Annotated in this window: 12 protein-coding genes and 1 pseudogene; 8 read left to right on the top strand and 5 right to left on the bottom strand. The window is 48.5% G+C overall.

Annotation, left to right across the window (positions count from 1 at the left end; translation table 11 throughout):
* Window positions 1-29 precede the first annotated feature (29 nt).
* Window positions 30-1,562, bottom strand: a complete 1,533-nt coding sequence (locus Q1A40_RS19735; protein WP_300004204.1) for a SpoVR family protein — start codon at window positions 1,560-1,562, stop codon at window positions 30-32.
* A gap of 690 nt (window positions 1,563-2,252) precedes the next feature.
* Between Q1A40_RS19735 and Q1A40_RS19730 the strand changes: the two are divergent.
* Window positions 2,253-3,554: pseudogene (locus Q1A40_RS19730) on the top strand (D-amino acid dehydrogenase); the annotation flags it as partial.
* Window positions 3,555-3,563: 9 nt separating this feature from the next.
* Window positions 3,564-4,634, top strand: a complete 1,071-nt coding sequence (gene dadX / locus Q1A40_RS19725) for a catabolic alanine racemase DadX (protein WP_300004198.1) — start codon at window positions 3,564-3,566, stop codon at window positions 4,632-4,634.
* Window positions 4,635-4,672: 38 nt separating this feature from the next.
* Here the strand turns inward: dadX and Q1A40_RS19720 are convergent, their stop codons facing one another.
* Window positions 4,673-6,400, bottom strand: a complete 1,728-nt coding sequence (locus Q1A40_RS19720; protein ID WP_300004195.1) for a potassium/proton antiporter — start codon at window positions 6,398-6,400, stop codon at window positions 4,673-4,675.
* Window positions 6,401-6,470: 70 nt separating this feature from the next.
* On the bottom strand, window positions 6,471-7,409 hold the full coding sequence (ldcA, locus tag Q1A40_RS19715; RefSeq protein WP_300004192.1) for a muramoyltetrapeptide carboxypeptidase: 939 nt from the start codon (window positions 7,407-7,409) through the stop codon (window positions 6,471-6,473).
* A 179-nt stretch (window positions 7,410-7,588) separates the two neighbouring features.
* Between ldcA and emtA the strand changes: the two genes are divergently transcribed.
* Window positions 7,589-8,200: a membrane-bound lytic murein transglycosylase EmtA gene (gene emtA, locus Q1A40_RS19710; RefSeq protein ID WP_300004190.1), complete on the top strand. Its 612-nt coding sequence runs from the start codon at window positions 7,589-7,591 to the stop codon at window positions 8,198-8,200.
* Here emtA and Q1A40_RS19705 read toward each other — a convergent pair whose 3' ends face one another.
* Window positions 8,201-8,932 (bottom strand): flagellar brake protein, encoded by a 732-nt coding sequence (locus Q1A40_RS19705; protein WP_300004187.1) that lies wholly within the window; start codon window positions 8,930-8,932, stop codon window positions 8,201-8,203.
* A 753-nt stretch (window positions 8,933-9,685) separates the two neighbouring features.
* On the opposite strand from Q1A40_RS19705, the gene mqo reads away from it, so the two are divergent.
* Window positions 9,686-11,335, top strand: a complete 1,650-nt coding sequence (mqo, locus tag Q1A40_RS19700) for a malate dehydrogenase (quinone) (protein ID WP_300004334.1) — start codon at window positions 9,686-9,688, stop codon at window positions 11,333-11,335.
* Window positions 11,336-11,407: 72 nt separating this feature from the next.
* Here mqo and Q1A40_RS19695 read toward each other — a convergent pair whose 3' ends face one another.
* The gene (locus Q1A40_RS19695; protein WP_300004184.1) at window positions 11,408-12,193 is read right to left on the bottom strand and encodes an IclR family transcriptional regulator; all 786 of its coding nucleotides are present in this window, start codon (window positions 12,191-12,193) and stop codon (window positions 11,408-11,410) included.
* A 116-nt stretch (window positions 12,194-12,309) separates the two neighbouring features.
* On the opposite strand from Q1A40_RS19695, the gene Q1A40_RS19690 reads away from it, so the two are divergent.
* From Q1A40_RS19690 to Q1A40_RS19675, 4 genes are all read left to right on the top strand, one after another.
* Window positions 12,310-13,764: an NAD-dependent succinate-semialdehyde dehydrogenase gene (locus Q1A40_RS19690; protein ID WP_300004182.1), complete on the top strand. Its 1,455-nt coding sequence runs from the start codon at window positions 12,310-12,312 to the stop codon at window positions 13,762-13,764.
* Window positions 13,765-13,820: 56 nt separating this feature from the next.
* Complete coding sequence (locus Q1A40_RS19685; RefSeq protein ID WP_300004179.1) at window positions 13,821-14,987, top strand: iron-containing alcohol dehydrogenase; 1,167 nt, start codon at window positions 13,821-13,823, stop codon at window positions 14,985-14,987.
* Window positions 14,988-15,037: 50 nt separating this feature from the next.
* A complete protein-coding gene (gene attM, locus Q1A40_RS19680) occupies window positions 15,038-15,829 on the top strand; it encodes an N-acyl homoserine lactonase AttM (protein WP_300004174.1) in 792 nt (263 codons plus the stop codon).
* 605 nt (window positions 15,830-16,434) lie between these two features.
* Entirely contained in the window at window positions 16,435-18,384 is a 1,950-nt protein-coding gene (locus Q1A40_RS19675) for an autotransporter domain-containing protein (RefSeq protein WP_300004171.1), read from the top strand.
* The last annotated feature ends 25 nt before the right edge of the window (window positions 18,385-18,409 follow it).

Genomic DNA, 18,409 nt, shown 5'->3' with positions numbered 1-18,409 from the left:
TGCATAAAACGTGAAGTATGACGGGGAGGTTATGTCACACTCCGGTTCGGACAACGGCCCAGTAAATCAACGCTTAAATCTTCATTTTGCTGTTCCAGCACGACGTCAAATCCCCATAAACGATGGACATGCTTCAGTACCTCTTTGTATCCGTCGTCCAGAGGGACACGATTATGCGGAACATAACGCAAGGTTAGTGAACGATCTCCGCGTAAATTCACATTCCAGACCTGAATATTCGGTTCCAGATTACTGAGGTTATACTGGGCTGAAAGCTGATGTCGGATCTGGCGATAGCCTTCCTCGTTATGAATTGCAGAGATCTCCAGATAATTGTTTTTATCATTATCCAGTACCGTGAACAGCCGAAAATCCCTCATGAGTTTCGGTGATAAAAACTGACTGATAAAGCTTTCATCTTTGAAGTCCCGCATAGCAAAGTGCAGCGTTTCCAGCCAGTCTGAACCGGCAATATCCGGGAACCAGTATTTATCCTCTTCGGTGGGGGACTGACAGATACGTTTGATATCCTGGAACATTGCAAAACCCAGCGCATAAGGATTAATGCCACTGTACCATTGGCTATTATAAGGCGGCTGGAATACTACATTGGTATGGCTGTGGAGAAACTCCATCATAAACCGTTCGCTGACTTTGCCCTCATCATAGAGATGATTGAGCAACGTATAGTGCCAGAAGGTTGCCCAGCCCTCATTCATCACCTGAGTTTGTTTTTGTGGATAAAAATACTGACTGGATTTGCGTACAATACGCATGATTTCACGCTGCCAGGGTTCAAGTAGCGGGGCATTTTTTTCCATAAAATAGAGCAAGTTCTCCTGAGGTTCAGAAGGAAAACGGCGTTCAGTTTCAATCGTCACTTCTTCTTCACGACGGGGCAGCGTTCGCCATAAGGTGTTGACCTGACTTTGCAGATAGGCTTCACGGCTCTCCTGACGTGCTTTTTCTTGTTCCAGAGAAATTTTTTGCGGACGTTTATAGCGATCGACACCATAGTTCATTAAGGCATGGCAGGAATCTAACAGACGCTCGACCTCATCGACCCCATAGCGTTCCTCGCACTGACTGATATAATTTTTGGCAAAGATGAGATAATCAACAATAGAGCTGGCATCTGTCCAGCTACGAAATAAGTAATTATTTTTAAAGAAAGAGTTATGGCCATAACAGGCGTGAGCTATCACCAGTGCCTGCATGGTCAGGGTATTTTCTTCCATTAAATAGGCTATGCAGGGGTTAGAGTTAATCACGATTTCATAGGCCAGCCCTTGCTGACCATATTTATAGCGTTGCTCGGTCTCTATGAATTTTTTACCAAACGACCAGTGAGAATAATTAATAGGCATACCAATACTGGAGTAGGCATCCATCATCTGTTCGGAGGTGATCACTTCTATCTGGTGCGGGTAGGTATCAAGTCGATATAGCTTTGCGACCCGGTCTATTTCGGCGAGGTATGTCTCGAGTCGTTCAAATGTCCAGTCGGGGCCATCACTCAGACGATCGGTATCCTTTGCGGCAGAATCAGTTACAGTTACCATCAGCGCACCCTCTTTATTATCGACCCTGAATCCAGAGTCTCAGTTTAAAGAATAGACAACTTATTGAAGATATACCTGTTCTGTATTTTTTTCTCCACATTTTATCGCCGTCATTGCTGAGTGTTGTTGCACCAGTGCAAATTTGTTCAAATGTTTGATCGAAAAATACCTGAGTTCCGCTTTTTGCATTTCTCAACGAGTAACTAATGGTTGTTCTGTTGATACGGGGCTTTGCCATTTGCTCTGGTGCAGAACAATATTGATGTGCTGGCTAATATTATTGCACCTGAAATTTGAACGCTTATTAACCGCGAATTGGCATTAACGGAAAGGGTATTATGAAAAGTCTCAGCAGCGCTTTTTCGCCGTACCGCATGGGATAAAACAGGGGCTGGCATGAAGAGGATATCAACATCATAATTGTCAACTACCATGGTCATCAGACAAATTGTCTTCATACTTCAGGTTGCTTAATCATTGTTTCTGCTGTGTTGAGATTCTGTATCCATTCCTGGCGTAAAATATCGAATTTTTTCAGTTTATAAGATAAAAAAACTTTATGTTTTTTGCTGTTTATTACGGCGCAGGCTGTGATTTTGCTCACCTTAATGGCCGTAAGTATTGAATAACATTTTCATCTGGGTTATCAATTTGTAATCAGATTATTATTCTTACGCAAACCGTGAGGTCGAAATGCGAATTGTTGTGCTAGGTAGTGGTGTTATTGGCGTGACCAGTGCCTGGTATTTAAACCAAGCCGGTCATGAGGTGACAGTCATTGACAGGGCTTCAGGGCCGGCGCAGGAGACCAGTGCCGCGAATGCGGGTCAGATCTCACCCGGTTATGCCGCTCCCTGGGCCGCACCCGGCGTACCACTCAAAGCCATCAAGTGGATGTTCCAGCGCCATGCCCCTCTGGCGATGCGCCTTGATGGCACGCCATTCCAGTTACAGTGGATCTGGCAGATGCTGCGCAATTGCGATGCCCGACATTATAAAGAGAATAAAAGTCGGATGGTACGGCTGGCAGAATACAGCCGCGACTGTCTTAAAACGCTGCGTCGTGACACTGATATTCAGTATGAAGGTCGCCAGGGAGGAACGCTCCAGCTTTTTCGTACGACTGAACAGTTTGATAATGCCGCGAAGGACATTGCCGTTCTGCAAGAGGCTGGCGTTCCTTTTGAACTGCTGGCGGCTCATGAACTCAGTCGGGCCGAACCCGCTCTGGCGGAGGTTGTACACAAACTTACCGGTGGATTGCGTTTACCGAATGATGAAACCGGTGACTGTCAGCTTTTCACCCAAAACCTTGCAAAAATGGCTGAAGCGGCAGGGGTCACGTTTCGTTTTAACTGCCAGATTGATCGTTTGTTATATGAAAATCAGAAAATCTACGGGGTAAAGTGCGGCGATGAAATCGTAAAGGCAGATGCTTATGTGGTAGCGCTAGCCGCGTATTCTACCGAACTACTGAAGGGTATCGTCGATATTCCAGTCTATCCCCTCAAAGGTTATTCTCTGACGTTGCCGATTAAAAACGCCGCTGCTGCACCGGTCTCTACCGTTCTGGATGAAACCTATAAAGTGGCGATTACGCGTTTTGATAATCGTATTCGTGTTGGGGGAATGGCGGAAATAGTCGGCTTTAATCAAGGCTTACTGGAGACCCGACGCCAGACCCTGGAAATGGTCGTTAACTCCCTTTTCCCTGACGGTGGGCTTGTTGAGCAGGCGACATTCTGGAGCGGGTTACGTCCTATGACGCCTGATGGCACGCCTATTGTTGGGCGAACGCCTTACAACAATTTGTGGCTCAATACGGGACATGGCACTCTCGGCTGGACAATGTCTTGTGGATCAGCGCAACTGCTGAGTGACTTGATGACAGGGATAACGCCTGCAATTGCTTATGATGATTTAGCGGTGGAACGCTACTCCCCCGGTTTTACGCCAACGCATTCTCTCTCGCCATCCCGAATTCATCAGTAAGGAGCAGACATGTCCCGTCCACTTGTTGCCCGGATAGATCTGTCTGCGCTACGTAATAATCTGGCTGTGGTACGCCGTGCGGCCCCACACGCCCGCATTTGGTCAGTGGTAAAAGCAAATGCTTATGGTCACGGGCTTGACAGGGTCTGGTCTGCATTAAACCAGACGGATGGTTTTGCAATGCTGAATATCGAGGAGGCGATACTGCTACGAGAACGTGGCTGGAAAGGCCCTGTATTGATGATGGAGGGGTTTTTTCATTCCGATGAACTGAGCATATTTGATCGATACCGCCTTACCACTGCACTACACAGCAACTGGCAGCTTAAAGCCCTGGAAGCGGCAAAGCTGTCAGCGCCGATAGACGTTTATTTAAAAATAAACAGTGGCATGAATCGCCTTGGATTTGCCCCTGGCACGCTGACAACCCTCTGGCAGAAACTGCAAAACATGACCAATGTCGGCGATATGACGCTGATGACGCATTTCGCGGATGCCGAATCGCCGGATGGAATAACAGCGCCATTACACTGTATTAATCAGGCGGCGGAAGGCATAGATTGTCCCCGCTCGCTGGCGAACTCTGCCGCAACACTGTGGCACCCCGAAACCCATTATCAGTGGGTGCGGCCCGGGATAATCCTCTACGGTGCTTCACCCAGTGGTCAGTGGCAGGATGTTGCCACTACTGGCATTCAGCCAGTCATGAGTCTGGAAAGTGAGATTATTGGTATCCAGCAATTACAGAGTGGAAGCCGGGTTGGCTATGGCGGTCGCTTTAGTGCCGCAGAGCCACTGCGGATTGGTATCGTAGCGGGAGGTTACGCAGATGGCTATCCCCGTCTGGCTCCGGATGGTACACCGATTTGGGTGGACGGTGTACGCACCCGGACGCTCGGTAAAATCTCTATGGATATGCTGGCGGTTGATTTAACACCCTGTGAACACGCCGGTATTGGCAGCCGGGTAGAGTTATGGGGAAAACAGATCAAAATTGATGATGTTGCAGGTCAGGCAGGTACGGTTGGTTATGAGCTAATGTGCGCTTTGGCACCACGCGTTCCGGTGATGACGGACTAAAAATAGTAGGGCAGTAAAGTCGCACTGCCCTTGTCAATTCAGTCTTCGGTTTCCATCATGCGTAAGCCAATTTTGCGGATTTGCTTATCCTCTTTTTCTGCTACTGTCCAAATCATGCCGGCAAAGGTAATCTGATCGCCCACGACAGGAGTCGATCCCAGCATTGACTGAACAAAATCGGCTAATGATTGCTGAGGGTTAATATCCTCCTGGAGTTCCAGTCCGTAAATTGTGGCTACGTCATCCAAAGGCGTGCTGCCCTCAAGAATAAAATCACCGAAGAAACGCTGTTGAAGCTCGGCTGGTGGAGACTGACTGAACAGCTGACCCAGTATGGGGATATCTTGTTCACGGCCAATCACACACAGGACATCGCCCTCTTTGAGCCGGGTTCTGCCTGTGGGATGCAGTAATTTATCATGGCGAAATAGCGCAGCAACTTGGGTCTCTGGAGGCAGAGGCAAGTCACGTAAGGCGGCACCGATACACCATTTATCGGCACTGATCTTATAGGTGAATTGCTCCCATGTACTTTCAGAATGAATATCTATCCCGGCCCGTGAAAGAGGGTGCCCGACGGGAGGAACCACAACTTTGGCTTTTTTTGCGGCCCATCCCAGCGAAGTACCTTGCAGCAGTAAAGAAACCAGCACCACAAAAAAGGCAATATTAAAGAACAGTCTGGCATGATCCAGCCCTGCCATCATCGGGAACACCGCCAGAATAATTGGTACTGCGCCTCGTAGTCCGACCCAGCTAATAAAAACACGCTCGCGGAAATGAAAACCGCGGAAGGGCAGTAATCCGATAAAAATGGAGAGCGGGCGTGCAAAGAAGATCATCCAGGCAGAGAGCAGCAAGGCCGGGACCATAATAGCCAGTAAGTCGGAAGGATTTACCAGCAGTCCCAGGACGAGGAACATACCGATTTGTGCCATCCAGGCCAGGCCATCAAATGTTTGCAAAATACCAAAACGGTCGCGAATATGATTGTTGCCCATGACAACACCGCAGAGATACACAGCCAGAATACCGCTGCCTTCCAGGGCGGTGGTAACGGAAAAGACCATGATGCCACCGCTTAATGCCAGCATAGGATACAGGCCTTGAGGAACGGTGATGCGGTTGATCATTTGCAGTAGCAGGTATCCCCCACCAAGGCCCAACAGAATACCCAGACCAAACTGCTGAATAATATGGACTAAAAACATCCAGTCGAGCCCGACATGGTGGACCTGAATCATCTCTATCAGGGTAATGGTCAGAAATACGGCCATCGGGTCGTTGCTTCCAGACTCTATCTCCAGCGTTGCGCTAACGCGTTCGTTAAGCCCTTTACCGCCAAGCAGTGAAAATACGGCGGCGGCATCGGTCGAGCCGACAATAGCGCCAATCAGTAATCCTTCCAGCCAGTGAAGATTAAACAGCCAGGCGGCAGCTATACCGGTAAGTCCGGAGGTTATCAGTACGCCGACAGTGGCAAGAGAAAGCGCGGGCCCTAATGCAACACGAAAGGAGCTGGCCTGCGTTCGCATGCCGCCATCCAGCAAGATAACGGCGAGAGCAAGGTTACTGACTAAGTAAGCCTGCGGATAGTTATCAAAAGGGACGCCCCCCAGGCCATCAATACCAGCCAGCATACCGATAACCAGGAAAATAACCAGAATAGGAATACCAAGACGCGAGGAAAAAGAACTAAGCAAAATACTACAAGTGACCAGAACAGAACCTAAAATAAACAGACTAATGATTGTTCCTGCATCCAAGATATTGAATCCCCTACAACATATTTTATTTTGATTGGAATAATAACACTAAAAACAATAATGAGGCATATCAAAAATGGCTTTCAATACGGCTCACGTCAGATAAAACGGGATGACCACTGAGCGTCAGTGATGCCTGCTTCCCGTCATGAACTAATTCTCCCAGCGCCCCCAGTGGCAGCGTGACGGTTTTGAGTTCATGACCAAAAGGTAAACCCGATAAAACAGGAATAGTCAGACGTTGCTGTAATAACTGACACATGGCGGCAAAATCATATCCGTCATCGTAATCAGAAAGTGTTGCTCCGTTAAAACTACCGAGAATAAGGGCTTTTTGACGAGCCAGAATACCGGCATGATGAAGCTGAAGTAGCATGCGTTCGACACGGAACGGATGCTCATTAATATCTTCCAGAACCAGGATACCCCCTTCGATAGCCGGTAACCACGGCGTACCTGTCAGCGAGCAAATCATCGCTAAATTACCACCCCATACCGTACCGCTTGTTTGTAACGGCGAGGCATCACACTCCCAACGGAGAGTAAAACGAGGGGTACTGACTGCGTGCCAGAAATTATACCAGGTAAACTCATCCAGCGTTTCAGCGCCAAAATTTCCTGCCAGCATTGGACCACTGAACGTAATAGTACCGCACTGTGCCAGCAATGCCGCTTGAATGGCGGTGAAATCACTGTGTCCGCAGATAACTGGCGTCCTGGCGCGTAATGCCGCACCAAGCAGCCCAAAATCAATCCCTGCCAGTAAGCGGCTGGCACCATACCCACCGCGTACCGCCAGCACGATATCTGTTTCGTCAGAAAGTTGGGCAAGAGCGTTAATTTCCGCCAGGCGTTGCTCATCGCTTCCGGCGAAGCGTTGGAAACGACGGGTAATTATCTGCGGATTACTGATTTGATGCCCCGCTTTTTGCAAACGCTGTATCCCCTGCGCAGCAGCAGTTTGATTGACACAGTAACCAGAAGGGGCAATAAGCTGAATCAGAGACATTAACATTCCTTCCTGAAAATGAATTCGTTATCATGCCGTGAACAGAGGCGATTGTCATGGCCGCTATGCGGCTGTTTCATCCGGTCATCAGACATTAAGCCATTCGGCGCGTTCTCTGACACTACCGATAAGCATATACGATGATTCAGGGCATTGACCCGCAATTAAGGATACATGACGTGAAACTAACGGGATTACTTGCTCTGATTCTTATTCTGGCCGGCTGTTCCAGCACTCCCCCCCCAAAGCAAGCCGAATGGGATCCAACAGTGCCTGTTCGTGGAGCATTGACCTGGATGCCTATCTCAGAGCAAACAGGTCAGGAATGGGGGGTGAATCCTCGAGTAATAACGGCCATTATTGCTGTTGAAACTGGCGGTAACCCGCGTCTGGTCAGTGCCTCAAACGCTATCGGGTTGATGCAGATTAAGGCCTCGACGGCGGGCAAAGATGTCTATCGCCATATGGGGTTACCGGGGCAACCTTCTGATGCTGAGTTAAAAGATCCCGTACGTAATATTACCATTGGAACTGCCTATCTGAGTGTACTGGAGAACGGAATTCTGAAAGGCATTAACGACCCGGAAGTCATGCAATATGCGCTGGTGGTCTCTTATGTTAACGGGGCCGGGGCAATGTTACGCACGTTTGATAACGATCGTCCAACTGCGATTGCAAAAATTAACCGACTGAATGTTAATGAGTTTATGCGGCATATTGAAAAGAATCATCCTGCACCTCAGGCTCCGCGTTACCTTTATAAGATAACGCGCGCGATGGAAGTTCTGTGATTATTTAACCCGATTCGCTTTTTCTCGGGCAATATGCTCAAGGGAAAAAATAATTTTCTGCAATTCGCGTTCGAGCGACGAGTTAACATTTAAGAAGCGAAAACTCAGACGTGGAGTGGTGATAGTTTCATTTTTACTGTCTACCACTTTGCGCTCTGAAATCGTCACCAGCTTCATATCAAAATAGAACTTGCCCCACTGTGCGAGGTCCATTTCCACTTGAGTAAAACGGCTGCCTTCGGTCAGACTTTCAGGTACAGGTCCTTCAACCAATGCACCCAGACCGCCAAGCGACAGATCGCACAGGCGAAAAGTAAAGGGCTCGTTGTCAGGTAGCAGAGTCCGGCAGTAATACCGAGGTTGCATTGGTGCGGTAATACGAAAATATTCCCGGCGCTGAACAAACCACAGTGAAGAGGGCAGCGGGGCGCTGAATGCCGGCAGATTCTGCCAGGTTTCGATGGTTAAACCCGGTAGCGAAAACTCCACTTTAGCCCCTGCGGTCTCAGCAGAAAACGCAATATGCATCGCTTGTTGTACTTTTTGATTTTCGCTTTGCTGGCTACCAAAATCGAGGATAAAGCGCTCGGGAGTCACATCCAGAATTTTACTGATAAACTGACCAAGTGGCCATGTCAGCCTGATGGCAACCTGACCCCGCTGCAGGTCACGAAGTACGCCCATAACGGCAAGCGGAGATTGTTTCAGAAACTGCTCGTGATAGTGACTCAAGACTAACGCCCTTAAATTGCTGCAAATGGGATGGGTAGGAAGAGATATCGGTAAAATCTTGCGGATCTTTATAGGATTTTCTTGTTAAACAGAAAATATTTCACACAGTACTGCTTCTGAAACAGCCAGAAGCCAGCAGATAACTATTCAGCCAGTGAAACGCTGACTAAACGTTTTTAATTTTAAAATATATATTTCTTTCAATTAAACATTCGTCTTCATGAAATGACCTCCCTGAGGAATAACACGATATTATGATACTAAGCTCACGCATGATTATTTTTAGAGGTTTTTTGGGGGGATAAGTAAGCCTGGGAGAAAAATTAAGCTAATCCGGTCCTGCGTTTGCCTTCTGTTGATGTATCTGCAGTGATTTATATGCATTATAACGGGAACCATAATACAACCGGTCTTCGCCTTCCGATAATCCCTGATACATCAAGATGTAAACTCCGTTTTTAATGTGAGTCTCGTGAAAGGGAACCTGTAAAACAGCCTTATAAAAGCTATTCGATCGCTACATTGTAACTAAATATTAACAGTCGTGAAGTGGGCGAAATTATTATCTTATTGGTTGCTATATATAATATTTTTTTATTGCTGAGATTAATTCCACACTAAAAGTGAATTTTCTTTTTTTAATTAAAAAAAGCGCATGAAATAACGCTTGAAAATGTAGTCGATATTTTAAAATAAAGTAAAGCATGGTTAAAATAACGTGAAAATATTCACTCACGATGCAATTAAATGACTATGCCTGTTATGAAAAAAGTCCTTATTTCGCTGACTTCATGTGCGTTATTAGTAAGCTCAGCCAGTTATGCCGAAACGCAAACCACACAGAAAACGGATTTCCTGTTAATTGGCGGTGGAATTATGAGCGCTTCACTGGGAACCTGGCTTCATGCGCTTGAGCCTGACTGGACCCAGGTGATGGTTGAGAAACTTGATGGTGTTGCTCTGGAATCATCTAACGGCTGGAATAATGCCGGAACCGGGCACTCTGCTAATATGGAGTTGAACTACACGCCGGAACGTGCGGATGGTTCTATTGATGTCAGTAAAGCGCTGGAAATCAATGAACAGTTTATGATTTCTCGCCAGTTCTGGACGGCACAGGTGAAGCGTGGTGTGCTTAACTCCCCACATTCATTTATTAACTCGACACCCCATATGAGTTTTGTCTGGGGAGATAAAAATGTGGATTACCTGGGAAAACGCTATGCTGCCTTGCAGAATACGACGCTATTCCAGGGAATGAAATTCTCAACCGATCACGAACAAATTAAACAGTGGGCGCCGCTGGTGATGGAAGGGCGTTCTCCTGAGCAGAAAGTGGCGGCCACCTGGACACCCGTTGGCACAGATGTTAACTACGGTGAAATTACCCGTCAGTTAATTGGCAGCCTGAAAAAAAATCCTAACTTCTCACTCCAGACATCTTCGGAAGTCACTGAATTTGAGCGCAATAAAGATAACTCATGGCATGTGACCATCAAAGATGTTGTCAGCGGGGATGAGCATGCGATTGATGCGAAATATGTCTTTATTGGTGCCGGTGGTGGTGCGCTAAAACTGCTACAAGAGACCGGAATCGAAGAAGGGAAGAACTACGCCGGATTCCCGGTAGGTGGCTCTTTCCTGATGACCGAAAATCCGGATATTGCTAAACGTCACTTGGAAAAAGTCTATGGTCAGGCTTCCGTGGGGGCTCCTCCGATGTCTGTGCCACACCTTGATGCACGCGTGATTGATGGTAAGCGAGTGGTCTTGTTCGGGCCCTTTGCGACTTTCTCTACCAAGTTCCTGAAAAATGGTTCTGTTTTTGACTTACTCAGCACCACGACCTTCGGTAATGTGTTGCCGATGAGCAACGTAGGTATCGATAACTTTGATCTCGTCAAATATCTGATAAGCCAGGTTATGCTGGATGATGATGACCGCTTTGCTGCGCTGAAAGAGTATTACCCGAGCGCACGTAAAGAAGACTGGAAACTGATTCAGGCAGGACAACGTGTACAAATCATCAAGAAAGATGAGGAGAAGGGCGGTATTCTGAAGCTCGGCACAGAAATTGTTATCGATAAAGAGAAAACCGTAGCGGCACTGCTTGGGGCTTCACCTGGCGCATCGACTGCGGCACCAATTGCCTTGAATGTGCTGAAGCAAATGTTTCCGGAACAATTTAAAACCGCAGACTGGCAGGATAAAATCCATCAGATAGTGCCAAGTTATGGGCAAACGCTGAACGGGAATGTGGCCTTGACGCAGAAGGTATGGAATGACACTGCCGAAACGCTGCAACTGACAACGCCACCCGTGATCCCTGGTAATATGGAACAGAAAGCAGAGCCACAAGCTGTGGCGGCACCAGAAAAACAGCCGGCAGATATTGCCCTGTAAGACTGATGTTAAAAAACCGGAAAACATGAATGTGTTTTCCGGTTTTTCTTTTTCATCAAAACAGAATTATTTTTAGTCCTGGTTTCCCATCCGCGCTGACAAAGACTGGGAAATATCCATCAAAGCACTACCAGTAAGATCGATAGCCTCTGTTGTTGCCTCTATTTCCAGCATACTAACCGCCAGTCCGGCAATCGCTTTGCCTGAAAAATCATAGACCGGCGCACCGATACATAACATGCCATCACGTATTTGCCCGTTATCAATTGAAAATCCTCGCTGGCGGGTTGTTGCCAGTTCAGCCAGCAGTGCACTTCGGGTTGTCACACTGTGCGGCGTGAGCGACTCAGGCCAGCGGTCAGTAAAACGCTGACTCACTTCCTCGTCGCTGAGGGTACTGAGCATCGCTTTTCCGGTTGCGGTAAAGGGGGCAGGTAAACGCATACCAATGCGGAAAGTAAATCCCAGAGCGGTATTGCTATTGGCGCAGGCCAGGTAGATAACCTGGGTTCCTTCCAGTACTGTTAACGTGACGGTGAATTGATTTAACTCCTGCCGTTCATTGAGTAACTGCTGAAACTCCGCGATCAAATCGGTCTGACGTAAAAAACCATTCGCCCAGGACATGGTATGAGAGCCTAAAAGATAGGTACCAGCATCAGAGCGATGCAACAGACCTAACTCCACGAGCGTGGCACATAGACCATGCACCGAACTCTTTGGCAGCCCCAGAGAGGTGACAATATCTGTAAACGTGGGTGGATTTTTTAATTCACTAACCAGATCAAGTATTTGTACTGCACGCCTGAGGGCAGGCGCACTCCCCACGGAATTCTCACCAGCAGAAATTTTTGGCATTTGATCTCACTTTGCTAACAGAAAATTGACGAAAAGTTAAAATAAGTGCTAGAGTTCAATGTATGGAATATAGTTCAATATACTGAACTTGTCAACTAAGTTACTGAGGAGAACTTATGACAGACCTACGAGATCCCGCTTTATTCAAACAGGCGAGTCTGATTAACGGGGAATGGCGTACGTCCACTAATAACAGCACCTTCAGCGTACAGGATCCTGCTACCCATGACGTTGTGGCTGAGGTGACGCGCCTTGAGAAAGCTGATATCGAACTGGCTATCAGCGCTGCAGAGCAGGCACTCCTTAGCTGGCGGAAAAAAACAGCGAAAGAACGCAGTGTATTGTTACGGCGCTGGTTTGATTTGATTGTTGAAAACACCGAAGACCTTGCGACATTAATGACGGTTGAACAAGGAAAACCTCTTGCGGAAGCACGGGGTGAAATCAGCTATGCCGCTTCCTTTATTGACTGGTTCGCTGAAGAAGCGAAACGTACCTACGGAGAGATTATTCCTTCCCCTCAGGCTGACAAACGGCTGCTGGTGATTAAGCAACCGGTGGGGGTTTGCGCCGCGATTACACCGTGGAATTTTCCGGCAGCAATGATCACCCGTAAAGCGGCCCCGGCGCTTGCCGCAGGCTGTGTAATGATTGTCAAACCTGCTGAGCAAACGCCACTCACCGCGCTGGCTCTCGGTGAACTGGCGCAACGTGCGGGGATCCCTGCCGGCGTACTCCAGATAGTCACCGGTGATGCAAAAATGATTGGTGGCGTACTGACGAAGAGTGATGTGGTGAGGAAACTTTCCTTTACCGGATCGACCGGAATTGGTCGCCTGCTGATGGCCCAGTGTGCTGATACGGTTAAACGTGTCTCGCTGGAATTGGGGGGCAATGCACCTTTTATTGTTTTTGATGACGCAGACCTGGATGCCGCCGTTGAAGGAGCGGTGCAGTCAAAATACCGCAATGCCGGACAAACCTGTGTTTGTACCAACCGTTTTCTGGTGCAGTCAGGGATTTATCCGCAGTTTGCCAGACGTCTGGCGGAACGAGTTAAGGCCCTGAAGGTGGGGAACGGCCGCGACGAAGGGGTGGTCATTGGCCCGTTGATTGATGATGACGCCGTGAACAAAGTGATTGACCATATTGAGAATGCCAGGGCGCTGGGCGCGCAGGTTTTGACCGGCGGACAGCGCCATGCACTAGGGGGCTATTTCTTTGAGCCTACGGTACTGGCGAATGTCACTCCGGACATGAAAATTGCCCGGGAAGAGACTTTTGGCCCGGTAGCGCCGTTGTTTGTTTTTGACACTGAAGAGCAAGCGATAGCCATGGCGAATGATACAGAATTCGGCCTGGCTGCCTATTTCTACACGGACAGTAATCAGCGTATGTGGCGGGTTGCAGAGGCACTGGAATACGGCATGGTGGGCCACAATACCGGTCTGATTTCCAACGAGGTCGCCCCATTTGGCGGAATCAAACAGTCAGGAATCGGTCGCGAAGGTTCCCGTTCTGGCATCGAAGAATATCTGGAAAGTAAGTATATCTGCACCGCTGTGGGCTGAGCCAACAGCGCTCTCTTTATTCACCGAAATATACGTCTGTAGCAGAGGAATTTAACATGACGACGGTTATGCAACCTTTTGAATTTAACACTGTGCCCTCCATGCTGGTGGAGTGGTCCGGTGCGCAACGATTAGGCGAAATTCTTGCTTCCCGATTCAGTGAGCGCCAGGTGCTGGTGGTGACAGATGCGGGGTTGGTTAAGGCCGGACTACTGCAACCTGTAGAAGCTTCTCTGCGCCAGCACGGCTTCAGTGTGACGGTTTTTGATGAGGTAATTGCCGATCCGCCTGAAGCGATTGCCCTGAAAGCGACAGCACTAGCACGAGCACAGCAGATTGAACTGGTTATTGGTCTTGGTGGTGGGTCATCGCTGGATGTGGCAAAACTGGCGGCGGTGCTGGCAAAGTCAAGCCAGCCCCTGTCTGAGCTGTACGGGATTGGTAATGTACAGGGAGATCGCCTGTCGTTAGTCCAAATTCCAACCACAGCAGGTACCGGTTCAGAAGTCACGAATATCTCAATTCTCACGACCGGTGAAACCACAAAGATGGGAGTGGTTTCACGTCAGCTGTATGCCGATTTTGTGTTACTGGATGCTAAATTGACCGTAGGCTTACCGGCAATACATACAGCAGCAACGGGCATTGATGCGATGGTGCATGCGATCGAGGCCTACACCGGTAAACATAAAAAGAATCTGTTGTCGGATAACCTCAGCCGTGAAGCGCTGCGCCTGATAAGCCAGCATCTGGTGACGGCGTGTCGTGATGGCAGCAATCGTGCGGCCCGTGAAGCGATTTTGCTTGGAGCAACCCTTGCGGGTCAGGCATTTTCTAACTCACCGGTAGCTGCAGTACATGCCCTGGCTTATCCGCTGGGTGGGCACTATCACATTCCCCACGGTCTTTCTAACGCCCTGATGCTGGGTGCGGTTTTGCGTTATAACAGCCAGGCCGCGGCGCCGTTATATGCCGAACTGGCCGACGTTCTTAAGGTGGCGGGAGAGGGCAGTGTTCAACAGCGGGCGGATGCTTTTATTGCTGAACTCACGCGCATAATGGATGACAGCGGCGCCCCACGACGCCTGCGTGATGTTGGCGTGACAGAGGAGTCTCTGGCCCTGCTTGCCAGTGATGCCATGAAGCAGACCCGTTTATTAATGAATAATCCCGTTGATGTCACCGAGGCAGATGCCCAGGCCTTGTACCGGGAAGCATTTTAAGACGATTTATCTCATGCGACACCCTACAACCTTATATAAGGATAATAAAAATGACCGATATTCGCCTGTATATGTTTCAAACCGGTTCCCTGAAGTGCAAAGTGCACAACATTAAAATGAACCAGGGTAACGGTGCTGATTATGAAATTCCGGTGCCTTTCTATCTGCTGACGCACCCGGACGGACACACGATTATTGATGGCGGCAATGCCGTTGAAGCGGCGCTCGATCCTGTCGGCCACTGGGGAGGAGTGACCGAGGTTTACTGGCCTGTGATGCGTGAAGATGAAGGGTGCGTGGCACAGCTTAAGAAAATGGGAATCAACCCTGAAGATGTGCGCTATGTGTTGCAGTCTCACCTGCATCTTGACCATACCGGAGCCATAGGACGTTTCCCGAATGCTACCCATATTGTTCAGCGTCGTGAATATGAATATGCCTTTACCCCAGACTGGTTTGCCGCCGGAGGATATATCCGTAAGGATTTCGACAAGCCGAACCTGAAATGGCAGTTCCTCGACGGCGAAAATACCGATCTCTATGATATTTATGGCGACGGGACATTAAAAACGATCTTTACCCCGGGCCATTCTCCGGGACACCAGTCGATTCTGGTGACTCTGCCGAATAGCGGTAGTTTATTACTGGCGATTGATGCGGCTTATACCACCGACCACTGGGACGAGAAAGCCCTGCCAGGCTTTATGTCGTCTGCGGTTGAAGCGGTTCGCTCTGTGCAAAAAATGAAAGCCATTGTTGACCGTACTCAGGCCCAGGTCGTTACCGGGCACGATCCTGATGCCTGGCCAAGCTTCCGCCATGCGCCGGAATATTACGATTAATCGCGGTTAACAGGCCAGCCCTTAACAGGGGCTGGCATTGATTAAAAGCTATCGGGGCATAGCCAAAAATCGGCTCTACTGCTGCAGTTAACTGGCGGGCAGCATGACCTTCGATGCTCAGGATATACCAGCCGCTGTCTTATCCGGACTCTGCGCGCCAGTCGTTTTTATCGACCCGTACTGAGGAATGCTGATGTGATACCGGTTAAAGTGTCATAACCATACCCAATACAATAAGAAAAATGATGCATTATCAAAAGACTGTATTGTTTGTAGGGTATCTGACAGCACAATCATTTACCCTTTCACAGCCGTTTATTTCCCGGTTTTTATTGCGATAATATTTTTTCTGACCCGTATTATTCGACTTTTTTTCTTTTTTTAGCGAATATCACTGCTTTTTCCGATAAAAGCCAGGCAGACCTCCAGTTCTAATAACCCCATCCAAAATAAAACTCTTAAATCATTGATATTTCATGCTTTACCTATACTTCAATAGGTAAATGTTTCTGTGATGTTTCCATATGTAAAAAATATATAATAAAGAAGAGAATTTGTGTTATTTGTGATTTTTAAATTAAATAAAAAGAAATGGAGTGGCAATCATGTTGAAGCAAGTGGCTGTTGCAGTGGGGTTAGCCTGCGCGAGTTTACCCGCCCTGGCGTATGAAAATGGCAGTTATGCCCGTGAAACCTTAAATACCCTGATCAATGATTATCCGGGACGCTATCGTGGTACCGAAAACTTTGTCGGTGCGGCGAACTGGATGGAACAGCGCATGGGGCTGGGTTATACCACCGAGCGTCAGGATGTTAGCTGGACTGTAGGGGGCACGCAGCGTTCATCACAAAACGTCCTGGCCTACAATACCGGCCTGAGCAGTGACTACATTATTACTGGCGCACATTTTGATACTTATTTCGGGCGCCCGACGTTGCAAGGTGTCGATGATAATGGGTCGGGTGCATCGGTATTGACCGAAGTTGCGCGTAATTTAAGCGGTATTCAGACTGAAAAAACTTTGGTCTTTGCTGCCTTTGGCGCGGAAGAAGAAGGGCTGCGTGGCTCACGTGCGATGGTGCAAGAGTTAATCACCCAGAACCGTGTTGAAAATCTGAAAGGGATGATCAATATCGACAGTATGGTGACCGGCGACAAACTCTATGCTCACTCTGGCGTTAACAGTGTGGCGGACCCTGAACTGGCTAAGTTGCGCGAGCAAATGCTGCGGATTGGCAAAGAGTTAAATATTGATATCACCACTAACCCTGGCGGCGATCCTGCCTATCCTGCCGGAACCGGATGCTGTAGCGATGGTGATAGTTTTGACCCACTCAATATCCCCGTGCTGTACCTGGAAGCAACCAACTGGGATCTCGGTGACCTGGACGGTTATACCCAAACCGATAACCCGGCTATTCCTGGAGGAGCCACCTGGCACAATCCTACTCGTGATAACGAAGCTTTCCTGAACAGTGCCTTGGGTCAGGAACGTATTGATGAGCGTTTGCGCGATGTTTCCCGTTTATTAACGCGTTTGTTACTGGAAGCTTCCAGTACCGATCTGCTGCACTCCGCTTATTCTGCGGCAGCCATGCAAAATGCCTTACAAGATAGCCTGAAGCGTCAGCGCGAGTCAGTCAAAGACTTGACCGACAAACGCTGGCTGGTACTGCAAAACGGTACCCGTAGTGTCGATACCCTGGACCATGTGGTGGGTGTTGAAGGTACAGCCTACCCATCAAGTGGCTTCGATAAAGGACCTCAACAGCGCTCCCGTCAGGCGATGCTCTATGGGCTGGTGGACTACCAACTGGTAGAGGAACTGACGGTTGGTGGTGCTTTAAGTCTGTTGCGTAATAAAGATAAACTGGATCGCAATGGTCACCTGGACAGCGATACCTGGCAGGTCGGTCTTTACGGTTTATACAATCAAGCTGGTACTGGCTGGTTAGGCAGCGAAGTGACTGCCGGACGCTCATCTATTGATACCCGTCGTTCAGTATTCCTGCAGGCCAATAATGGCCCGGTCCTGTTAGATAACCAACTGAATGCCAATACCAATGCCCAGTTCTTTGCTGCCCGTCTCAGCGGTGGGTATGACTTCTCCTATAATGATGTTCGTACTGGCCCGACAGCCGGACTGGACTATGCCCACTACCGCGTTAATGGCTTTGATGATAAAGGTGACCTGCGCACGGGCGTACGCTATGAGAAACAGAATCTGAATTCTGTTGAAGCGAGTTTGGGCTGGCGTTTATATGGCAAAGTTGACCTCTCTAACACCATGTCACTTCAGCCTTATGCCACGGTATCCTGGGTACGTGAAATGGGTGACGGTCTGAACGCAAACTTCACCGTTAAAGACCATGCTGATGGTGTGAGTCGCCGCATTCATGTCGGTAAAACCGATAAAAACTTTGGTCGTTCAAATGTCGGTGTTCAGTGGCTGGCGAGCGAAAACATCAACCTTTATACTGAAGTGAGCAGCCGTTTCGCGCATAAAGATGGCGAACAAACGCACTACAATCTCGGTGCACAGTGGCAGTTCTAAGCCTAATTGCCTGATTGAATCACCG

It is taken from the genome of uncultured Cedecea sp. (assembly GCF_947498825.1).
Lineage (GTDB): Bacteria > Pseudomonadota > Gammaproteobacteria > Enterobacterales > Enterobacteriaceae > JGM124.
The sequence above is the reverse complement of the archived record's forward strand: the minus strand, read 5'-3'. Positions and strand labels throughout refer to the sequence as shown.